Genomic DNA, 18,769 nt, shown 5'->3' with positions numbered 1-18,769 from the left:
AATCAGGTATAAAAAACAGATGGATCTATCCGAGTTCGTGAAAAATAAAAGAAAAGCGGTTGCTTTGACGCAACCTGAATTGGCCAGTAAAGCCGGGGTGGGGTTGAGGTTTGTACGTGACCTTGAGCAGGGCAAGCCTACCTTAAGAATGGACAAGGTTAACCAGGTGTTGCGCTTGTTTGGCTATGAATTAGGTGCCGTTGAGATTAAACAGGATCACCATGTCTAAAAGGATTGCGCAGGTATTTATTCATGACCGTTTTGCCGGACTGCTTATTCAGGATGAAGATGGCTATCATTTCAGTTATGATGGTGATTATCTAGCTTCAGAAAACCCAGAGCCTGTAAGTTTGACTTTGTCCTTGTCTGGAAAGTATTTTCATTCCCTAACGATGTTTCCTTTTTTTGATGGCCTGATACCGGAAGGCTGGTTACTGGATATTGCGGAGAAAAGTTGGAAACTCGACTCACGGGACAGGATGGGGCTTTTGTTGGTTTGCTGTAAGGATACGATTGGAGCGGTCAGTATTGTGCCACAAATAGAAGAATTGTGATGGAGAAATGTTTGTACTGTTATAAGCCCCTGCAGGATGGCGAAACCGATTTTCATTCCTCCTGTAGTAGGAAGATATTTGGCTCTCCCGTTCCGCCGGAATTGCCCTATGCTGAAAATGAGATGGAAGAGCTTGCCAAAAACATCATCAAAAGCCAAGTCACATTGACTGGGGTTCAAGCGAAATTGTCCTTACATATTTCGAAAGGTGATTCGGATACGAAACGTTTTACCATTGTTGGTTTATGGGGTGGATATATTTTAAAACCCGCCTCATCCAATTATCCGCAACTTCCTGAAGTGGAAGATCTGACCATGCACCTGGCGGAGATCGCCAAGATTCCCACGGTGCCCCATTCCCTGATCCGGATGAAATCAGGGAATCTTGCCTATATCACCAAAAGGATCGACAGGATTAAGAAAAGTAAACTTCACATGGAAGACATGTGCCAGTTGACGGAGAGGTTGACAGAGGACAAGTACAGAGGATCCTATGAACAGGTAGCTAAAACGATTTTAAAATACTCCAAGTTGCCCGGCTTGGATCTTGTCAATTTTTATGAACAGGTGGTTTTCAGTTTTCTGACCGGGAACGCCGATATGCACCTTAAAAATTTTTCTTTAATCACAAGGCCCGGTTTTGGGCCGGTACTGAGTCCGGCATATGATATGCTCTGTACAGGCATCGTCAATCCAGCGGATGATGAAGAGCTTGCCCTTACCTTAAACGGCAAAAAGAAAAAAATTAGAAAGGGGGATTTCACACAAGCATTTAATGTTGCCGGTTTAGACAAAAGGCAGCAGGAAAACATCATCTCCAAAATGATGGCATGTAAAGAAGATTGGATGACCATGATTCAAAAGAGTTTTCTCAGTGATGAATTTAAAGAGAAATATGCTGAATTACTGGTGGATAGGATAAGCGTATTCGAAGGGTGAGGGCAATTTATGGATACGCTTTATTTTTGAATCCATAGATGAGTTGACAATGGCGTTTGCTTCTTGGTAGGTAAAGAGCTCGTTGGGGCCGATAATGTCGTAAACATCGGATAGGGAATGTAATTCTCTTGTTTTTTCTCCCTCACCCTCGATCCCTCTTCCAGCGGAGAGGGAGGAAGATGCATTTTTTTTACCTAAAAAAACAATTGATTTAGACGAATTTTAAAAAACAAAATAGAAGAACTTGTAAAAATGTGCGCTTACTTCCCGATACAAAAAGTAATTAACATTGATATTCAATTACTTATAATTTAGGGGTACAAATAGGGTACAATATTGCCTGAAAACCCTATAAAAACGCTAAAATTCTGAATCACCATTGCATGAAATTTAATATTTAGATTGCTTCTTTGATTCCTTTTCATTGGAAATGGATCAGTAATTTTTAACTTTATTCAAATTAAATATTAAAAGAGATGTTCGAAAAAATTGCTTTAGTAATTGTTTTTTGTTTTTTACTTATCCTACCGTCTTTCTCTCAAGTTGAAGAAATTGGAAATTTTAGGTTTGACAAAGCAGAAAGAACCGTTTCCTGGGTTAAGGTTTTTGAACCTGGGCAGGATATTGATTTCAATTCGTTGAAGACCTACTTTTCAGAAAATGGAATAATTAATATTATTTCAGAGGATTCCAATTCATTCAAAGGAGAATTTGAAAAAAGGCCAATTGATAATCAGAAATATGGGTATTCAAGAGGCAGAACTCCAATGGTTTTAATAGATGTGGAGCAAATTTTCAACGTATCCATTGAATTTAAAGAAGGTAGGTATAGGGCTATTTTGACTAATTTGGGTTATATCGATGATGGGGTAATGAGTGATTTAATCAACAGATCATTGGTCGGTCAAACCTCAACAACTTCAAAGGGAAATGTTGAATCTTATAATGGAGATTTTAGTTTTAAGGGAAATAATAAGGTAAGAAAAAACATAACTTCTATTTTAGAACTTTTAGACAAATTTTATCTTGATATGCTCACTTTTAAAACCGTAGAAAATCTAGACGAAGATTGGTAAAAAAGTATTTTACCAATTCAAGAAGGGTAAATTAAATTTTCAATTTTTCTATGGTCAATTTGTTCGCTATTGGTTATTTGCTCCATTATTCGCAAATACTTTTTGGTTGGTCTCCCGGCATACGTTTTTTTAAAATGCTTTTTGTACAGTTCGCTGTATAGGTTATCACTTTTGAAGTACGCCCCGTATGTTTTTTCCAGTTGCCTGTACTTTTTACTGTGGGTTTGGGATTCGTACATACAACCGTTGAACGCTTCACGGTGCAAAAAGTACCCGCCTATGGAATACAGTTTCCGGCAACGCTTGTTTGTCCAAGGGCAAAGGAAATACCATATTTCGCCCTTGTTTAGATTTGAAGGGGTTGAGATTAAATATATTTTGTATTTCCGGGGTTCGTCCTTGTACTTGTAATTCAGTTCAATATAGGGCCTACTGTCAAGGGTGTAAACCTTAATTGAAATACTACCTGTGGGGTTGCCGTTATTGCTCCAATTAAGCACTCCGTTAATTACTTGTCCCGGGGTAAGATAGCCCCAACTTTTTAGCTTTGAAATATTAATTTGCAAGGCTTCATTATAAAGTGTTGGGAATGTATAGAGTTTTGGCATTTTATCGGACGTTTGAAACCTAAATTATTAACGAATTTAGTGTTTTTTAAGCTGTTTTAATTTCTTTAATCGGTTCAAGTAGGGTAAAAAGGTTCGTTTGCTGTTGTTCGCTTTCACGGTGGCAAAGTGGCATTTAATGAATTTGGAACAATCTGTTATTGTACTGAATCGATTCAGTTTTACAGGTTTGGCAGGTATTTCAATGTTTGCAAAGTAGGTTTCAAGTTCTGAAATACTATTGTTCCAGGATTCGGACTGCTCTTTTATAGGTGGTTCGATTTGGCTGGATTTTACTATTTCAGAATCTGGTATTGGCGGAGATTGATCTAATATTTTCAACTTTGGGCCTATACTTATTCCATGTTCAGGCTTTGGTGACGGCTGTTCCTTGGTATTCCATTTTCTGTACGTCCGCCAATCCTGTTTTATTAAATAATCTGCCAGGTCGTTGCCCTCCTTTTTGTCTTTTTCAGGTGCCAGCTGTTCCAATAGTTCCGAAAAAATAAAACGTGTTCCCGGTAAACACCTTTCGTATTGTTTGGCTTTTGTTTCCCATTCATTGAAGGTATTACCATTTTCTGATAAGTCCGGGAATACGTACACAAAACGCCCTTTCAATACGGTCAGCTTGTCAAATGAAAAGCTGCTTTTGTTGTACACTGCCAACCAAACAAGGCTTTCAGGTGTTTGAGGTAAGCCAAAATACAAGGTGCCGTAAACGGCTGTTTTTGGTGCTTCTACCAGGGCAACCGGGTTGCTGTGGTATTTGCTTAAAAGGTGTTCGCCAAACAAACAGGAAACCCGTTTATCCTGCTTTTTGTAGGCTTCCAACCATTCAGGCAAAGGCTTATTATTCCGGGTGCGGTGCTTTTCAATGATTGAATGTAAAAAGTCCGTGCCTGTGGTGTGGTTCTGTTCGTCAAATTGTTTAACCTGCACGGATCTTACATTGCCCTTTATATCAATAAAAGGAAAAGTAGTTGCCCCGGCTCTGTAACCATTTGAAACCGTCCCCAATCGGTATAATTCAATTACCCTTGTGACTGCCTGGGTGTCAAAAGGGTAGGGGACGGATAAAAGTAAGTTCTGAATAAAAGTGTTTTGCTCATAGCGATTTGCCTTTAATGTTTGCCTGAATGTATCAAAGTCAAAAAATACGGATTCAGGTGAAGGCTGTGGTTTTCCCTTTTTTCGCTGTGGTTTCCGGTTGTTCGGCAAATTTGAACGTTTGCCCTGTTCCTGTACCCAAATTGCTTTTGCGTACCCGTCTAAATAGGGGTTGAGGTGGTACAAACACTTGCTTTCACGGTCGCAACGTCCGTACTGTTTGGGTAAATAGTCGCCTGTTTCTGTATCAATGTACAGTACAAACGTCTTTTTATTACAGTCGGGGCAATAGTGCTTTTTACTGCCTTTTTCTAAACTGTATCGGTGCTTATCCATTTTTTGAAATGATTGTTTGGCACGTGGCACAAGTGGCATTTATGGCATAAGTGGCATTTAATTTTGCGCCGTTCGTGCCATTTGTGTCAATTGTGCCAAATGCCATTTGATTAATACCGCTTTTCATATTCGCCCCTTGTATGGTTGTTAAACAATTCCCTGTTTGACAGAAACCGCTTAAAAGTCCGTTCAGCCACGTCAAACCTTCCAGCAACCTGTAAGCCTTCACTTGTTGTAAAGGTGTCGGGCAACGCTATGTAAAGGTTTTGTTTGTCGGTGGGTAACTTATCTAATGGACTTGCATTTGATACAATAGAATGTACCTTAATCGCTGTTTTTTTGAAGTACTCAACCAACTTTAAAGCCCCTTGTACCGCTTCTATTCCAACTGCTTGTTTATTGCCTTCATTACTGGCATACCGTACCATTTGAAGTATTAATGCCAATCGAACAGCATACATTTCTATTTTGGCATTTATTCCGGTTATGGCTTCGTTTTCGGGCCTATTACTTTGGTCTGTTAATTCCCTTTGCCATTCAAATAAAAGTTGCTTTGCTTCGGGTTTAAACCTCAATATTTCAGGCTGTGGGTTGTTGGTTTCGTCTTGAATTATTGAAAGGTCCAAAAGATTTGAAATAATGGCTTGCCAATTCTCAACTATTGACGGGCTTAATTCCGTTTCGCTCCAGTATTCTTTTTTCAGGTTATCGGGCACAACAAACAGCAACCTATCTAAAAACCCGTTTTCGGTTCTATTGTCTGCCAATTCATTAAGTACGCCCGGTTGTATTGTTCCTGCAACCGAAATAAAGGGCAACGGTATGTAAGTCGGTTCGCTTGTTTTTCGGTTTATCCTTATCGGTTTACCGCTCCATACACTTAACCAAAATTGTTCTTCACTTCCTTTGTTGTATCGGTTGAAATTCTTAAACCAACTTGCCAACTCATCTGCATAAACGCCAATACCTCTTTTATTGAATTTATGCACCTCTGTAAGTGCTTCGGGTGTAAAGTCGGTAACTAAATGCTGTTCCCAAATTGGCTTTAAAGGTTCGTTATATCCTTGCTGTTCCCTTTCTTTTTTGGTAAGGGCTGAAATAGTATCGTATTCCAGTTTTTCGGTTTGGTATTTCTGAAACTTTAAATTGTCCCGTTGCTCAATCGGTTTCAATGCAAAACTAATTGGGTGACTTTTATTCGTTCCAGGTCGCCCTACAATCGCAAGGTATAAAACAGCGTTCTGTTCGTAACCACTCATTATTTCAACTCTACGGGTGTTGCTTATCGAAACAGAAACAGCGTACAATATTGAAGCCCCTATAAAGTCAATAGGGAAATTCAGGCTTTCATTTGTGGCTGTAATTATTTCCTGTATCGGTTCGGGGAATACCTCAACCGGGAAAGGGTTTTGTTTCGCTTTCTGTTCAGCTTCGACGGTCTTTTGCAGCCCCTCAACGTGGTTCACCATGGTAGCCGGGTTGTTGAGGTCGTCAAATACGGGGTTCAGTTTCTTCGGATCCATATTTAGAAAAGGTTTAACTGGTTGTTATGTGGAGCGTTTTGAGGGTTAGTGCTTAAATACCAAGCTTTAAAGCCTGTTTGCTTGCACTTCTTTTTAGTAATTTCCCAAAGTCGCCCCGCTTTTTCTAAATCACGTTTGTACCGGCAAATATTCTTTTGAGGTATTCCCGTTGCATCCGAAACCATTGAAGCTGTGGCAATATGTTCCTGTAAATACTGAAATATGGTTTTTAGTTGGTTTTTAAAATACTTACTTTTACTTCGTCTTTTATGCAAATAATTCAAGGGGGTATTCAATGGCTTATTCATTTTTACCCCCTTTCTTTTTTAGGAAACTTTCTGCTTCCTGCTCAATTTCAGCGTTTGATTTTTTACGCCCCTCTTTAAGGTATCCCAATAATTCAGCACGGGAAAAGTACAGTCGTTTGCTTCTCTTCATTACGGGCAATTCGCCTTTACTTACCTTGCTGTAAATGGTAGGTACTTTAAGGTTTAGAAATTGTGAAGCTTCCTGAATGGATAAAAGCTGTTCGGGTTGATCGGCGGGGGCAACCGGTTGGGATTTGTGTTTAATGTCAAGTATTAAGTTTTCAATACTGCTTAACCTTGCTTCAATTTCTTCAAATGGATTATTCATTTTACTACATTTTTAGATTATTAATGCAGCAAATGAACAGAGCAAAAAATACCCCTATCAATACCCAAATAGGTTTAGGGGGTAATTAGTGGTATTGAATTTTTAGTTTTGTTTGTTTTTTAGTTCGCTACTCCAATAATGTGGTAGCCAATTGGGTGTGCAAATCCTTTCTTTGGGTGTTGGTTCAGCTTCTCTTTCCTTAGCTGAATTGGTTAAATGGGTTTTAATGGTGCTTTCATTAAAGTTTTTTACCTCCTTTTTGTCGCCCAATTTCCTAACGTAAGCAAAATTTGAACATATCCAAGTGTTAATTTCTTTTGGGGTACTTATTAAAAATCCGTTATACTTCAACCTTTTAAAGACCTCAACAAACTTGTTTTGGTTATGAGGAAATAAAAGTATTTCGCTTAACTGTTCGCCTTGTAAGGCTTTCAATAATTCGGCTTCTTTATTCGGGAAATACCCTTTTAGTTCAGTATGTATTTTGTCAATTGTGTCGCTGTTTTTGAATGTAATTAGTTTTCCATTCAGTTCAGGTTTTTGCTTAACAATCGGTTGAGGTGACAACGATTCAATATTGGGGTGTTGCTGAATTGTGGAGGGGTTCAAAAAACTGATTGGTAATGTAAATTTTTTGAGTCCTGACTGAAACAATTTAACCGCTTCGCTAATATCACTTACCTGTATAGTTTTTGTCTCAAAAGGTTCAAATTCATTATGTTCTGTTTCTTTAAAAAAATCGAATAAACTCTTTAATAATTCGTCCAAATCGTCAAAGAAAAAACCTAACCCAAAAAATGCTTCGCCTTTAGTCTTTTTCCTGTATTCCAAATATCTGTTTTTGTGGATTAAAATTTCTGGTAAATCGTCTTTGCTAAAATTCTTTTTAAGTTTGTTTATTTCGGTACTGTTCCAATTCCAAAGGGTTTCAGTTTTATTCGGGTCGCAAATATTTAATTCAATAGCTTTGGATAGTATGGGTTGCAAAATGTTATCCTTAATTACTTTGAATTTGCCTTTAATTTGTTCCTGTAACTCGTCATATTTTAATTTGTCTTTAAAATTCTTTTGAGGGCTTACCAGTTTTCTTTCGTAACCAAGTAAATATAGTTCGTCTAAGACCCTATCATACTTTCTAAAATTTTCAATATTAGCATGTAAGTAATCAATAAATTGAAACAGGGCTATTATTTTCGGTGTTATCATTTGTCTTTTATGCTTTTAGTAGTTAAAAATCCAATTTAATTTTATCCGCTGCTTTGCGTTTGGTATCGTCTACAATCTTAGCGTATATCTGGGTTGTTTTCAGGTCTTTATGTCCTAACATTTTGGAAATGGTGTAAATATCTGTACCATTGAACAGTTGAAGGGTGGCGAAGGTATGCCGGAAACAATGAAAGGTTATATCCTTTGAAATTCCAGCTGCTCCAATCCATTGAAACAGGTGTTTGTTATGGTAGGCCGAATACTTCAATCCTTCAAATACTTTGGCTCCGGATTCGCCCCGGGTACCGCAAAAACTGAAAGCCTGGTCGGAAATAGGGTAATACTCAATACCACTGGTTTTCTTTTGGCTGAAATTCAGAAAATACCCTTGGCCCTCAATGTATTCCAGTTCCCCCCAAACCATTTTTTGAATATCTGAAAAACGCAATCCGGTTAGGGCTGAAAAAAGGGCCGCACGTTTCAATAAATTATTGCTGCACGGTGTTTTTACCAATGTGTTTAGTTCCTCAATGGTCAGGTATTCCCGTCTGGTTTCCGCTGCTTTAATGGGCTGTATTTTGGCGTTGAGGTCTGTTTGTAGTATGTCGTCTTTAAAGGCTTGCTTTAAGGCTGCTTTTACCTTATTGAAGTAGGAAACCGCTGAATTTCTGGAAAGGGTTACTTTGTCGCTTCTATTGCTTTTGGTGGTCAGTAGGTATTCTTTAAAGTCTTCCAGGAATTTTTCGTTAAGGTCGGCAAACCTCCACTTTCCACCGGTGAATTTTTCCAGGTAATTCAGGGCTGAAATCCAATTGTCATGGTTGGAAGCTTTTCGCTTGTTCGCTAATTTCCGGAAATAGGCAACAAAGCATTGTTCGCCCAATTCTTTTACCCGTAGTTGCTCTTTTTCGTATTGGCTGTATATTTCGGGCTTATTCAAAAAGTTTTCCCGTTTTTGCCGTATGCTTTCAGCTATTTTCAGATTTTCTGTATTGTGCTGTTTGTCAATTGGCGTTTTGGCTTTTTCAAATAGGTACATACCTAAAAATTCCCTGCGGGTTGGTTGTCCGGTGTCGGGGTGGGGTATGGGTGGATAAAAGTCCAAATACAGACTTTGCCGTCCCTTGCTTATTTTCTTTTTGCGTAATGTTACTTTAGTTGCCATTGTCTTTTATGCTTGGGGTATTGAAAGGAAGGGATAAATTAATTTTGTTGATCCATTACTTTATTTAACTCTGATCGGTTTACCCTTGTCAGCCTTTCAGATAAATTCACGCTTTTTAGCTTTCCGGTATCTATAAGCCGGTAGGTTGTACGGATTGAGCAACCTAGTAATTTTGAAACCTCCTTAACGGTCAAAAATTCTTTTGCTTTCAAATCCTGTATTGGTTGGCTTATAATCCGTTCTGTTTCAGTATTGGATTTTTGTACCTTTTCAGCCCTTTTGCGGGCCTTATAGGCGCGTTTCGCACAATCATTGGAACAATACTTTGTAACTGTGGTACGGGCTGTAAACTCCCTGTTACAATGCTCACAAATCCGTTGAATGTAAATTTTTGAACTCATTTAAGTGTCATTAAATGTATTTAGATGTCTTTAAGACTAAATAGGTGTAATTAAGTGCCATCATTTCGCCAAAAAAGGGTTGAGATTTGTACCTCAACCTTTCAGGTACAATAAAGGTACAAATTTGTACCTAATAACGCAAAATAAGACAAATAAAACAGTTAGGTAAAAACATAAAAAAAGCCCTTAAAAAGGGCTAATTCAATGGTTTATGCTAGTTTCTATTTTGTTTTGTTTGTGGTGGTTACTTTCCGATACAAAACTTACTAAAAATATTCGCCAACAAATCATCCGTGGTAATCTCTCCCGTGATCTCACCCAGGTAGTGCAGGGAGCGGCGGATATCCATGGCCAGAAAGTCGTTGGTCACTTCCTGATCCAATCCACCCAACACATCCAACAGTGATTCCCGGGTCCGGGTCAGGGAATCGAAGTGCCGGATATTGGTGACTACCGTGTTGCCAGTTCGGAATTTATCCAGATTAACCAGTTCCAGGACTTTAACCTTTAGCTCGTCGAGGTTTTCTTTTTTGCCGGCGGCGATAAAAACAGTATCCGGGTGTTTTTCTTTTAATGCACTTATAAATTGACTATTAGCCTTATCCAGTTTATTAGCTACTTTAATAAAGGGCACGCCTATATTTTCCAGTTGGTTTACGTCCCGGTTGATTTCCACCATATTGGTATCCCCTAAATCAAATAAGTAGAGAATCAGGGAGGCGGATTTCATTTTTTCCCGCGTGCGGTTTACGCCCATCGCTTCGATGGTATCGGTGGTCTCGCGAAGTCCGGCGGTATCAATAAATCGAAACATCACCCCGCCAATATTGATTTCGTCCTCGATCAAATCCCGGGTGGTGCCGGCAATATCGGAGACAATGGCTCTTTCTTCATTCAGCAGGGCATTGAGTAGGGTGGACTTGCCTGCATTGGGTTTGCCGGCAATAACCGTGGGCACCCCGTTTTTAATCACATTGCCCAAGTCAAAGCTGCTGATTAGGTTTTCCACGACCCGCAACAGCTTTTCAACCAATACCCGCAAATCATCCCTGCTGGCAAATTCCACGTCTTCTTCCGTAAAATCTAACTCCAGTTCGATCATGGAGGCAAAATGAATTAACTTTTCACGCAATTCGCGAATTTCCTGGCTAAAACCTCCCCGCATTTGATGCAGGGCGGCTTGATGAGAAGCCTCCGAATCGGAATGGATCAGATCGGCGACGGCCTCCGCCTGGGCCAGATCGAACTGCCCGTTTAAAAAGGCCCGTTGGGTAAACTCTCCTGGTTCTGCCGGCCGGGCACCCTGACGGATCAGTAGGCGAAGGACCTGGTTGATAATGTAAGAGGAGCCATGGGTGGAAATTTCCACGACATTTTCTTTGGTAAAGGAGCGGGGCGAAATGAATACGGATACCAGTACTTCATCGATCACTTTATCCCCATCGCGAAGGGTACCGAAGTGGATGGTATGGCTGGCTTGTTCTTCCAGGTTTTTTCCAAAAAATACCCGGTTGCATATCTGTATGGCTTCGGTACCGGAGAGGCGGATGACGGCGATGGCACCTACGCCCTGGGGTGTCGCCAGTGCCACGATGGTATCATCGATTCGGCTGATTGGAGCGGCCATTTAATGCTTGAAGTTTTCCAATAGTGCCACCAGTGAATTGACAAAAGGCTTGGCTTCCCGGTACCCTGGCAATTGGGTAATGTTTTCCATGGCAGCATCCATAATGACGAAATTAGGATAGGACTGCACCCGCATGGCACGGGCCATTCCTTGTTCCGAGTATTCCTTGCCCCGAAAGTCAAATTTTTTCTTGCTGTCCTCGGCATTGAGTTTTACCGCATAAAAATTCTCATTTACGTAAGCGATCACGTCTTTATCTGTAAAGGTGTCTTTGTCCATTTTCTTGCACCAGCCGCACCAGTCGGTATACACGTCTATCAGGATCATTTTGGGATCTGCTTCTACCTTATCGATGACCTCCTCAAAACTATACCAGGTAATTTCCTTCTCCTGGGCTTGCAATTGACTGCTGATCAAAAGCCCCATTACCAGCATTCCCAAAACTTTTTTCATTGCTGTTTATTATTTTTCTAACTATTTTAAAATTTCTACTTCTAATATGAGACAAGAAGTGAATCTTTCGGGTAAACGATAAAACGATTCTTCAGGTTCCGTGGCTTTTAAGATGGGTGCAGGATTACCTGTAGGTTGGCCGCTACCTCCCGGGATAAGAAGCTCGTTTTATCCCCGTCTACCCGTAATTCCAGGGAGCCGTCAAATTCCACTTTATCCAGCACCTCAATCCTGGCTCCTATATAGATCCCTACCTTATCCAGGTATTTCAAAAAAGCCGCCGAACTATTGGTGACGGCCACCACTTTTCCAGCACTACCCGGCGGCACTTCCTGAAGGATCATTCTGGGAGTATGCGACCATTCTCCAAATTCATCCGGAATGGGATCCCCATGCGGGTCAAACTTCGGAAAGCCCAGGTATTCATCCAGGCGCCTGACGAGTGGGGGCGCTTTTACGTGTTCCAGTTCTTCGGCTATGGCCGCTACTTCATCCCAGTTAAACTTTAGCTTCTCCACCAGAAACACCTCCCAAAGCCGGTACCGACGCAAGATGAGCAAGGCTGTTTTGGCACCTTCTTCCGTGAGGCTGACACCATGGTATTTTTGATAGGAGAGGAGTCGTTTCTCTGCCAGCTTTTTTAACATGTCACTAACGGAGGCGGCTTTGGTTCCGGTCAATGCTGCGATTTCATTGGTACCCACTTTCTCGCCCCCATCCTTCAATAGCTGGTAAATGGATTTCAGGTAATTCTCTTCCGTGGTGCTGAGGACTTGCATAGGGTGAATTTTTGACAAATATAAGATTTCGATTGGTCTAAAAAAAAGTTTAATTTGAATCTAAATTGATTGTGGACAACTACCGATTCGGTGTTTTGTAATTTTTAGATCAGTCTAAAAAATATTTTAAGACGATCATAATAAGTTGTAAAAACCTGTAAATCAGTGATATAATGTAATAGGTACCGCGAGTATAACCCAAGAATAGGGGTATTATGGGATCTTGAAAAAGTACAATTCGGGTTTTTTTTACAGTTTTTCCAAAAGTGTTAACAGGCGGTTTTTTTCTACCTGCCAGTCGATTTCTTCACCGGGGGCTTGCTGGTAAAACGTCAGGGAAGTAAACCGTTGCCAGGTAGCGGGAAGGTCCTGCAGCTCGGTAAAGTTGATCTCCATACCCGCCGGATACCTGTTTAAGATGGAGCCCCACAGGGGATTTTTGCTTATCAGAATGGGCTTCTGCAAGGCAATCCCTTCATACAATTTGGTGGGGATTTTGTCCACAATACTGGGCAGCAGGCGATAGGGTAATAGCAAAACGTCCGCGGCACGGAGTGATTCTTCTATCTGGATTTTTGGTAGGGGCTGCGGCGAAATTTCCAAGTGGATATGGGGATCAGCTGCCGCCTTTTTTTGAAGGGATTTTGCAAGGCTTTTCATTGGGCAATGTCCCAGTATGTGCAGCTGCGCAAGAGGAACGGTTCTGCGCAGCTTGCGAAACCAGGCGATGGCTTCCCATACGCCATAAACTTCCGTAATGGTGCCGGTAAGTAAAAGCTGAGGTCCATGGGGATTTGACAATCGAAAGGCAGGTAGGAGCTTCTTAGGAAGTAGTGCTTTGTTTTCGAGAATATGGGCGTTTCGAAGCCCCGGCATTTCCTTTTGGTAGCACTGTTCGGCCAATAAATGGGCATCTATAAACGGCCTCGCCAAGGCCTCTATTAGCCGGACCAGGTAGGAGGCAGGGAAGCTGATCAATGGGGGCAGCGTGTTATTATGGCGAATATTTTTGCTATGGTTTTCCTGTACATCATAAATGAGTTTGTAACCCAAAAACCATTTGCCCAGCACCGCCGCCGGTAGCAGTTCGAACGTAGTAATCATTACCAGGCCGGGTCGGATGTTGAAAAGGTGAAAAAGAAAGGAAAAGGGTACCCGCAACCGACCCGGGTGGGTTCTGGATTTCGAAAAAATTTCAATAAATCGGATATTTTTAATCTTTGGCGTTTTTTTTGAAGAAAAACCTATGATGTTTAGGTCGTATTTATTTGTTTCACGCATTGAAAATCCCAGCTTATACAACATTCTGGAATCATCTACAGGTTTAAGGACGGCGGCTAAGATTACAGGGATTTTTTTGCTCATAGTATTAGAACCATTCAAACAAAGCTAATAGATTATAACTTATGGAAGAATTACAGCACATTATAGAAAAAGCCTGGGAAAACCGGGATTTATTAAACGAAAAAGATGTTCAAATCGCTATTAAGACGGTTATCGCAGATTTGGACAACGGTTCGTTGCGCGTAGCTGTTCCTGCAGCCGATGGATCCTGGACGGTAAACGACTGGGTAAAGAAAGCTGTAATTCTTTATTTTCCCATTCAGAAAATGCGTACCATCGAAGTGGGACCCTTTGAGTTTCACGATAAAATGGCTCTGAAGACCAATTATGCCAAGCAAGGCGTTCGGGTGGTGCCCCATGCAGTAGCCAGATATGGCGCGTTTCTTGCTAAAGGAGTGGTAATGATGCCTTCTTATGTGAATATTGGAGCATACGTTGACAGTGGCTCCATGGTGGATACCTGGGCTACGGTTGGGTCTTGCGCTCAAATTGGGAAAAATGTACACCTGAGCGGAGGAGTAGGAATAGGAGGGGTATTGGAACCCATTCAGGCCGCCCCGGTTATTATTGAAGACGGAGCTTTTATCGGATCCAGGGCCATCATCGTAGAAGGGGTACGCATTGGTCGTGAAGCGGTAGTTGGGGCAGGTGTGACCCTTACTGCCAGTTCTAAAATCATCGACGTGACCGGAGACGAGCCCAAAGAGTACAAAGGATATGTGCCTGACAGATCGGTGGTTATACCCGGTTCTATAAATAAAAAGTTTAAGGCAGGGGATTTTCAGGTGCCTTGCGCCTTGATCATAGGAAAGCGTAAAGCATCCACGGACCTGAAAACGTCTCTTAACGATGCCTTAAGGGAAAACAGTGTAGCTGTATAATGAATTTAACCTAATTTATGATTTCTATTAACAACCTATTAACTACCGTTGGTGTCGCCCTGGTATTGATTTCCTGTGGTGACAGTGCCTCTTTGGAAGGGGATAAGTACTACAGTGAAGGACAATACGAGGAAGCGATTATGGCATATGCCAATTACCTGGAAAAAAGGCCGGATAATGTAAAAGCCCTGTATAATAAAGGGCGTGCGCATGAGGAGTTGGACGATTTTAAAGCGGCAGAAAATAGCTTTAAACAGGCCCTTTCTCAGGAGCCTAAGAACATCCAGGTATTGCTGAGTTTATCTAATTTGTACCACAAAAATGACAATCCGGAACTGGCCCTGATGTATGCTGACAATGCAGTGGAAATTTCCGGGGCTCCCTCAACGGCTTACTTTCTGAAAGCCAGATCTATGCATCGCATAGGAAACGTGAAGGAGGCACTTCGGGAATACAATGCTGCGATTAAAATGAGTCCTAAAAATGGACAGTATTATTATTATCGGGGCATGTTGTATGTTGCCACAGAGGAAGTCGCTAAGGCTTGTGAGGATTTTAGGACTGCTTTAGATAATGGTTACGATGCAGCCGTTGAAGGCTTGAGTAACTATTGTCAGTAATTCCGTTTGGATTTTCCATAAAACAGCCGACATGTGGTGATGCATGCCGGCTGTTTTTATTGTTCCTGCTGGTGATTACAAATTGTCTCTGATTCCAGCTTCCCACTCCCCCCGCAGGTGCGGCATTCGCCTTGCTCTACCAGGCTGCCGTCACATTTCGTACAAGTAAGCCTGCCTTCCCCGGAGCAGCGTTCGCATTCGAAATATTCCACGATATTGAATACATTTTTTTTGGTGACCAGGCCGTCTCCTGCACAGCGGCTGCAGCCGATTACCCCATGCCCTCTACAAAGCGAACAAGCTTGCTCGGTATGGCCTTCGCCGTGGCAGGTGGGACACGTTTGGTACCGGTATCCTTTGGAATCACAGAATTCACAGGAGCGAATGGCTGCCATGGGAGCTGCTAATTTCTCCAGCAGGGCCCTGGCTTCCGCATAGTGCTCGCCTTCAAAACCATTCAGATCCAGGTATTTGCGGACAAAATTATCGCTATTATGATATTGGCCCAATTGATAGAGGGTTTCTGCAAAATAATAGGGCATTTCCGGGGGGATCGGTAGGTTACTGGCGATTATCTCCCGAAAATGGGCATTGGCATCCTGGTATTTTTCATTGGCCATGGAAGCAATGGCCCGGTCCATCAATCGGGCAGTGGAACCCAGGCTGGGCCGATGCTGAGCCTGTGCCGCGAAAACATTGAGGCTGAGAAAAAGCAATACCAAAAAGCCTTTACCATTATTCCAACCAATCTTCATAGGATACCTTTTTTTCTAATTCATTTTCAATACTATCCGGAAGGTGAAAAAAGAAATCAATCCCGGAAAATTGTTCTAAGCTATCTACAGAAATAGCATAATCCAATAAAGGTCGGGTTGATTTTTGATTTTTTAACAAAAAAGCAATCATTTTATACGAGGGGGGATGAATTTCAAATAGTACTTTAAAGAAATAATCGGGCACCAGGACTTCATTTTCGCCAATACGTTTTGGTGTCGCCGTCGTGAATAGGGGACCGGTAATCACCAGCACCTGTTCGTATTCCCTGGCCCAGGCGCGCACCTGATGTTCCAATTTTCTCCAGATACCTCTGTTAAACCCGGGTACCTGGGGGGAAATATTACTCATGAAAAAGCTTTTCTCCATGGCCTGTTCGGAGAAACTGAAATCGGCTGCCGGTGCCAGATGCCCCCTGTCGAAACCGGATAAGCGGTAATCATCCGGATGAGCAGAACCGGTAGTCACGAGCTCGTCCTCCCGAAACACATCTTTTCGGCGGTGAGGACCGGATAGCTCATCCCGGCTTAGCTGATAGGCTACCCAGGCGGCCTGTTCATAGGACTCCAGATAGCCAAGCAAATAAAATTCGTGATCCACGATCTGAACGGAAACCCCGTCCGGCATATTGGCTAATAGCAGTAAGGAAATTAGTTCCGGATCAAATCCCTCATTTTCCGCTAATTCTTCCGGTGGTTTTTTCGAACTATTTTTCTCCTGATCCGGATGAGAAGTTTCTTCATTTGTATTTTCTTTCGGAGCATCTTTTTTCCCGGAATAGAATTGGTCTTTATTTTGTTGCCATTCCTCAACGCTCAGTAGCGCCAGGAAAAAGAATATCAAGGGGATAATCAGAAGCAGCCAAACCGAATTTTTCCGTCTTGTTTTATGCCTTCTTTTTAATTTTTTTCGCTGTTTTGACATGGAATTCCTTAAAAATAGATAATTTTGTGGTTAATACGCTACATTCACTTTCTAATAGCCCTTACATATGACAATTGGTGTGGTCGGTGGTGGCGCTGCAGGTTTTTTTGCCGCCATACATGCCGCCTGTTCCGGACATAAAGTTATACTCTTTGAGAAAAACCGGAAAGTTCTTTCGAAAGTATTGGTATCGGGCGGGGGTAGGTGTAATGTAACTCAAGGTACTTTTAAAAACAATGAGCTACTTAAAGGGTATCCCAGAGGAAGCCGGTTTTTAAAAAAAGTTTTCGAGCATTTTACCGTGAAAGATACGTTTTCCTGGTTTGAGAGCCGGGGAGTGCCCCTGAAAACCGAATCCGATGGAAGGGTGTTTCCTCAAAGCGATGACTCCCGGTCTGTCGTTTCGGTATTGGTTAATGAGGCCACTCGACTGGGGGTGCGCATCGAATTAAACAAGGCAATCGTGAATATTGAAGTCCTCAGGGAGGGTTTTAAGGTGGAAGGAAAAGCCTTTTCCGAGAAGGTGGATCGCCTGATTATTTGTTCGGGAGGGTCGGCCAAGCGAGAGGGATATGCATTATTGGAGCGCTTGGGGCATTCGTTAGTGCCTCCGGTTCCTTCCTTATTTACCTTTAATGCTCCGGAAACCGGGTTGATTAAACTCAAAGGCATAAGCATGCCCAATGGACTCATTCGTTTTGAAGGAAGTAAACTGAGTTATTCCGGCCCCATTCTTATTACCCATTGGGGAATTAGTGGCCCGGCTGTATTGAAGTTGTCCGCTTTCGGTGCCAATTGGTTGCATGATAAGCACTACCAGGCAGTAGCCCTGATTCGATGGGATGAAGGTTTTACCCCAGAAGGATTGGCCACACAACTGGCAGCGTTTAAAAGGGAACATGCCCGAAAGGCGATTCGGAAAAACCCGTTATTTGGAGTCCCCACCAGACTTTGGGATTTCCTGGCGGCTTCGGCTAGCATCGAAGAAGAACTGAAATGGGAAGACATAAGTAAAAAAAAGATAAATAAATTGATAGAAAATCTATTCAAATTTCCATTAATAATCTCAGGAAAAACTACCTTTAAGGAAGAATTTGTTACGGCAGGAGGGATTTCCTTAGACGAAGTAGATCCCAATTCGCTTGAAAGCAAAAAGATACCGGGCCTTTACTTTGCGGGAGAAGTCATGAATGTGGATGGGATTACTGGAGGGTATAATTTTCAGGCGGCCTGGAGTACCGGATTTTTGGCAGGTAAATCTTCAACGCAAGCATAACGTATGAATAAACAGTATAAGAACATCGATTTCCAGAAAATTGATAATATGGTGGAAGGCGATATCGACTTTAGAAAACAGCTTTTGGAAGCTATTGAAGTAGCACTTATCGAATTAGAGAATAGTTATCTGATCGGTATTAAAGAAAAAAGCCTGCCGGTCATCAAGCAGGCCAGGCACAAGATTAAACCAACACTGGGATTGTTTGATTTGGAACGACTAGCGGTGGTCTTGGGTAATGGGAAACGATTTATGCAGGATCATGGCTTTGGAGACGGGATTGAAGGACATAAGAAAGAATTCCAGGAGGCTGTTCACGCAGTATTGGAAGAAGTAAAACGGTACCGGTAAGCGCAGGCTTTCTGTTGCAGATTTTTCTGAATCTATTTCGCTTTTAAAGCCATTGATAACTGATTTTTACCCCTTTATTTTTTATTGGATTTACGCAAATCAATTGTCTCCGGGAAAGTAGCTGAATTGATTTCCGTGAATTACCTTTGTTTTTAAAATGGCGAGTCAAATGGGGTTTCAGCCTTGAAAT

At 41.7% G+C, this 18,769-nt stretch carries 21 protein-coding genes; 8 read left to right on the top strand and 13 right to left on the bottom strand.

Annotated elements, in window-relative coordinates; genetic code table 11:
- Nucleotides 1-19 precede the first annotated feature (19 nt).
- From GJQ68_RS01970 to GJQ68_RS01955, 4 genes are all read left to right on the top strand, one after another.
- Nucleotides 20-229 carry a helix-turn-helix transcriptional regulator gene (locus tag GJQ68_RS01970; RefSeq protein WP_162415610.1) on the top strand — a complete coding sequence of 70 codons (210 nt, stop codon included), beginning with the start codon at nucleotides 20-22 and terminating at the stop codon, nucleotides 227-229.
- On the top strand, nucleotides 222-554 hold the full coding sequence (locus tag GJQ68_RS01965; protein WP_162415609.1) for a HipA N-terminal domain-containing protein: 333 nt from the start codon (nucleotides 222-224) through the stop codon (nucleotides 552-554). The genes GJQ68_RS01970 and GJQ68_RS01965 overlap by 8 nt, the downstream gene beginning before the upstream one ends.
- A complete protein-coding gene (locus GJQ68_RS01960) occupies nucleotides 554-1,492 on the top strand; it encodes a HipA domain-containing protein (protein WP_162415608.1) in 939 nt (312 codons plus the stop codon). The genes GJQ68_RS01965 and GJQ68_RS01960 overlap by 1 nt, the downstream gene beginning before the upstream one ends.
- Before the next feature lie 476 nt (nucleotides 1,493-1,968).
- Entirely contained in the window at nucleotides 1,969-2,568 is a 600-nt protein-coding gene (locus GJQ68_RS01955) for a hypothetical protein (protein WP_162415607.1), read from the top strand.
- Between the two features lie 644 nt (nucleotides 2,569-3,212).
- Here GJQ68_RS01955 and GJQ68_RS01950 read toward each other — a convergent pair.
- The 11 genes from GJQ68_RS01950 to GJQ68_RS01900 all read right to left on the bottom strand — a co-directional run bounded on the left by GJQ68_RS01950 (nucleotide 3,213) and on the right by GJQ68_RS01900 (nucleotide 13,690).
- Nucleotides 3,213-4,619, bottom strand: coding sequence for a DUF6965 family protein (locus GJQ68_RS01950; RefSeq protein WP_202927857.1), 1,407 nt, complete (start codon nucleotides 4,617-4,619; stop codon nucleotides 3,213-3,215).
- 110 nt (nucleotides 4,620-4,729) lie between these two features.
- On the bottom strand, nucleotides 4,730-6,142 hold the full coding sequence (locus GJQ68_RS01945) for a YfjI family protein (RefSeq protein ID WP_162415606.1): 1,413 nt from the start codon (nucleotides 6,140-6,142) through the stop codon (nucleotides 4,730-4,732).
- 2 nt (nucleotides 6,143-6,144) lie between these two features.
- On the bottom strand, nucleotides 6,145-6,450 hold the full coding sequence (locus GJQ68_RS01940; protein WP_162415605.1) for a hypothetical protein: 306 nt from the start codon (nucleotides 6,448-6,450) through the stop codon (nucleotides 6,145-6,147).
- On the bottom strand, nucleotides 6,443-6,778 hold the full coding sequence (locus tag GJQ68_RS01935; protein ID WP_162415604.1) for a helix-turn-helix domain-containing protein: 336 nt from the start codon (nucleotides 6,776-6,778) through the stop codon (nucleotides 6,443-6,445). Before GJQ68_RS01935 ends, GJQ68_RS01940 begins: the two co-directional genes overlap by 8 nt.
- A 102-nt stretch (nucleotides 6,779-6,880) precedes the next feature.
- The gene (locus tag GJQ68_RS01930; RefSeq protein ID WP_162415603.1) at nucleotides 6,881-7,984 is read right to left on the bottom strand and encodes a hypothetical protein; all 1,104 of its coding nucleotides are present in this window, start codon (nucleotides 7,982-7,984) and stop codon (nucleotides 6,881-6,883) included.
- A gap of 22 nt (nucleotides 7,985-8,006) precedes the next feature.
- Nucleotides 8,007-9,149 (bottom strand): tyrosine-type recombinase/integrase, encoded by a 1,143-nt coding sequence (locus GJQ68_RS01925; RefSeq protein WP_162415602.1) that lies wholly within the window; start codon nucleotides 9,147-9,149, stop codon nucleotides 8,007-8,009.
- A 38-nt stretch (nucleotides 9,150-9,187) separates the two neighbouring features.
- The gene (locus GJQ68_RS01920) at nucleotides 9,188-9,550 is read right to left on the bottom strand and encodes a helix-turn-helix transcriptional regulator (RefSeq protein WP_162415601.1); all 363 of its coding nucleotides are present in this window, start codon (nucleotides 9,548-9,550) and stop codon (nucleotides 9,188-9,190) included.
- Between the two features lie 244 nt (nucleotides 9,551-9,794).
- Nucleotides 9,795-11,177 (bottom strand): tRNA uridine-5-carboxymethylaminomethyl(34) synthesis GTPase MnmE, encoded by a 1,383-nt coding sequence (gene mnmE, locus GJQ68_RS01915; RefSeq protein WP_162415600.1) that lies wholly within the window; start codon nucleotides 11,175-11,177, stop codon nucleotides 9,795-9,797.
- A complete protein-coding gene (locus GJQ68_RS01910; RefSeq protein ID WP_162415599.1) occupies nucleotides 11,178-11,630 on the bottom strand; it encodes a thioredoxin family protein in 453 nt (150 codons plus the stop codon).
- A gap of 107 nt (nucleotides 11,631-11,737) precedes the next feature.
- Nucleotides 11,738-12,409, bottom strand: coding sequence for a metal-dependent transcriptional regulator (locus tag GJQ68_RS01905; protein WP_162415598.1), 672 nt, complete (start codon nucleotides 12,407-12,409; stop codon nucleotides 11,738-11,740).
- Nucleotides 12,410-12,658: 249 nt separating this feature from the next.
- Entirely contained in the window at nucleotides 12,659-13,690 is a 1,032-nt protein-coding gene (locus tag GJQ68_RS01900; RefSeq protein ID WP_162415597.1) for a glycosyltransferase family protein, read from the bottom strand.
- A gap of 125 nt (nucleotides 13,691-13,815) precedes the next feature.
- On the opposite strand from GJQ68_RS01900, the gene GJQ68_RS01895 reads away from it, so the two are divergent.
- On the top strand, nucleotides 13,816-14,634 hold the full coding sequence (locus GJQ68_RS01895) for a 2,3,4,5-tetrahydropyridine-2,6-dicarboxylate N-succinyltransferase (protein ID WP_162415596.1): 819 nt from the start codon (nucleotides 13,816-13,818) through the stop codon (nucleotides 14,632-14,634).
- Between the two features lie 17 nt (nucleotides 14,635-14,651).
- Nucleotides 14,652-15,254, top strand: coding sequence for a tetratricopeptide repeat protein (locus tag GJQ68_RS01890; protein WP_162415595.1), 603 nt, complete (start codon nucleotides 14,652-14,654; stop codon nucleotides 15,252-15,254).
- A 56-nt stretch (nucleotides 15,255-15,310) separates the two neighbouring features.
- Here the strand turns inward: GJQ68_RS01890 and GJQ68_RS01885 are convergent, their stop codons facing one another.
- Both GJQ68_RS01885 and GJQ68_RS01880 read right to left on the bottom strand, forming a co-directional pair.
- Entirely contained in the window at nucleotides 15,311-16,009 is a 699-nt protein-coding gene (locus GJQ68_RS01885; protein WP_235941001.1) for an outer membrane protein assembly factor BamD, read from the bottom strand.
- Nucleotides 15,990-16,952 (bottom strand): DNA/RNA non-specific endonuclease, encoded by a 963-nt coding sequence (locus GJQ68_RS01880; RefSeq protein WP_162415594.1) that lies wholly within the window; start codon nucleotides 16,950-16,952, stop codon nucleotides 15,990-15,992. Before GJQ68_RS01880 ends, GJQ68_RS01885 begins: the two co-directional genes overlap by 20 nt.
- Before the next feature lie 67 nt (nucleotides 16,953-17,019).
- On the opposite strand from GJQ68_RS01880, the gene GJQ68_RS01875 reads away from it, so the two are divergent.
- The gene (locus tag GJQ68_RS01875; RefSeq protein ID WP_162415593.1) at nucleotides 17,020-18,228 is read left to right on the top strand and encodes a BaiN/RdsA family NAD(P)/FAD-dependent oxidoreductase; all 1,209 of its coding nucleotides are present in this window, start codon (nucleotides 17,020-17,022) and stop codon (nucleotides 18,226-18,228) included.
- Between the two features lie 3 nt (nucleotides 18,229-18,231).
- Nucleotides 18,232-18,579, top strand: a complete 348-nt coding sequence (locus GJQ68_RS01870) for a hypothetical protein (RefSeq protein ID WP_162415592.1) — start codon at nucleotides 18,232-18,234, stop codon at nucleotides 18,577-18,579.
- Nucleotides 18,580-18,769: the final 190 nt, after the last annotated feature.

It is taken from the genome of Cyclobacterium roseum (assembly GCF_010119225.1).
GTDB lineage: Bacteria > Bacteroidota > Bacteroidia > Cytophagales > Cyclobacteriaceae > Cyclobacterium > Cyclobacterium roseum.
This window is presented reverse-complemented; position numbering and strand designations above follow the sequence as displayed.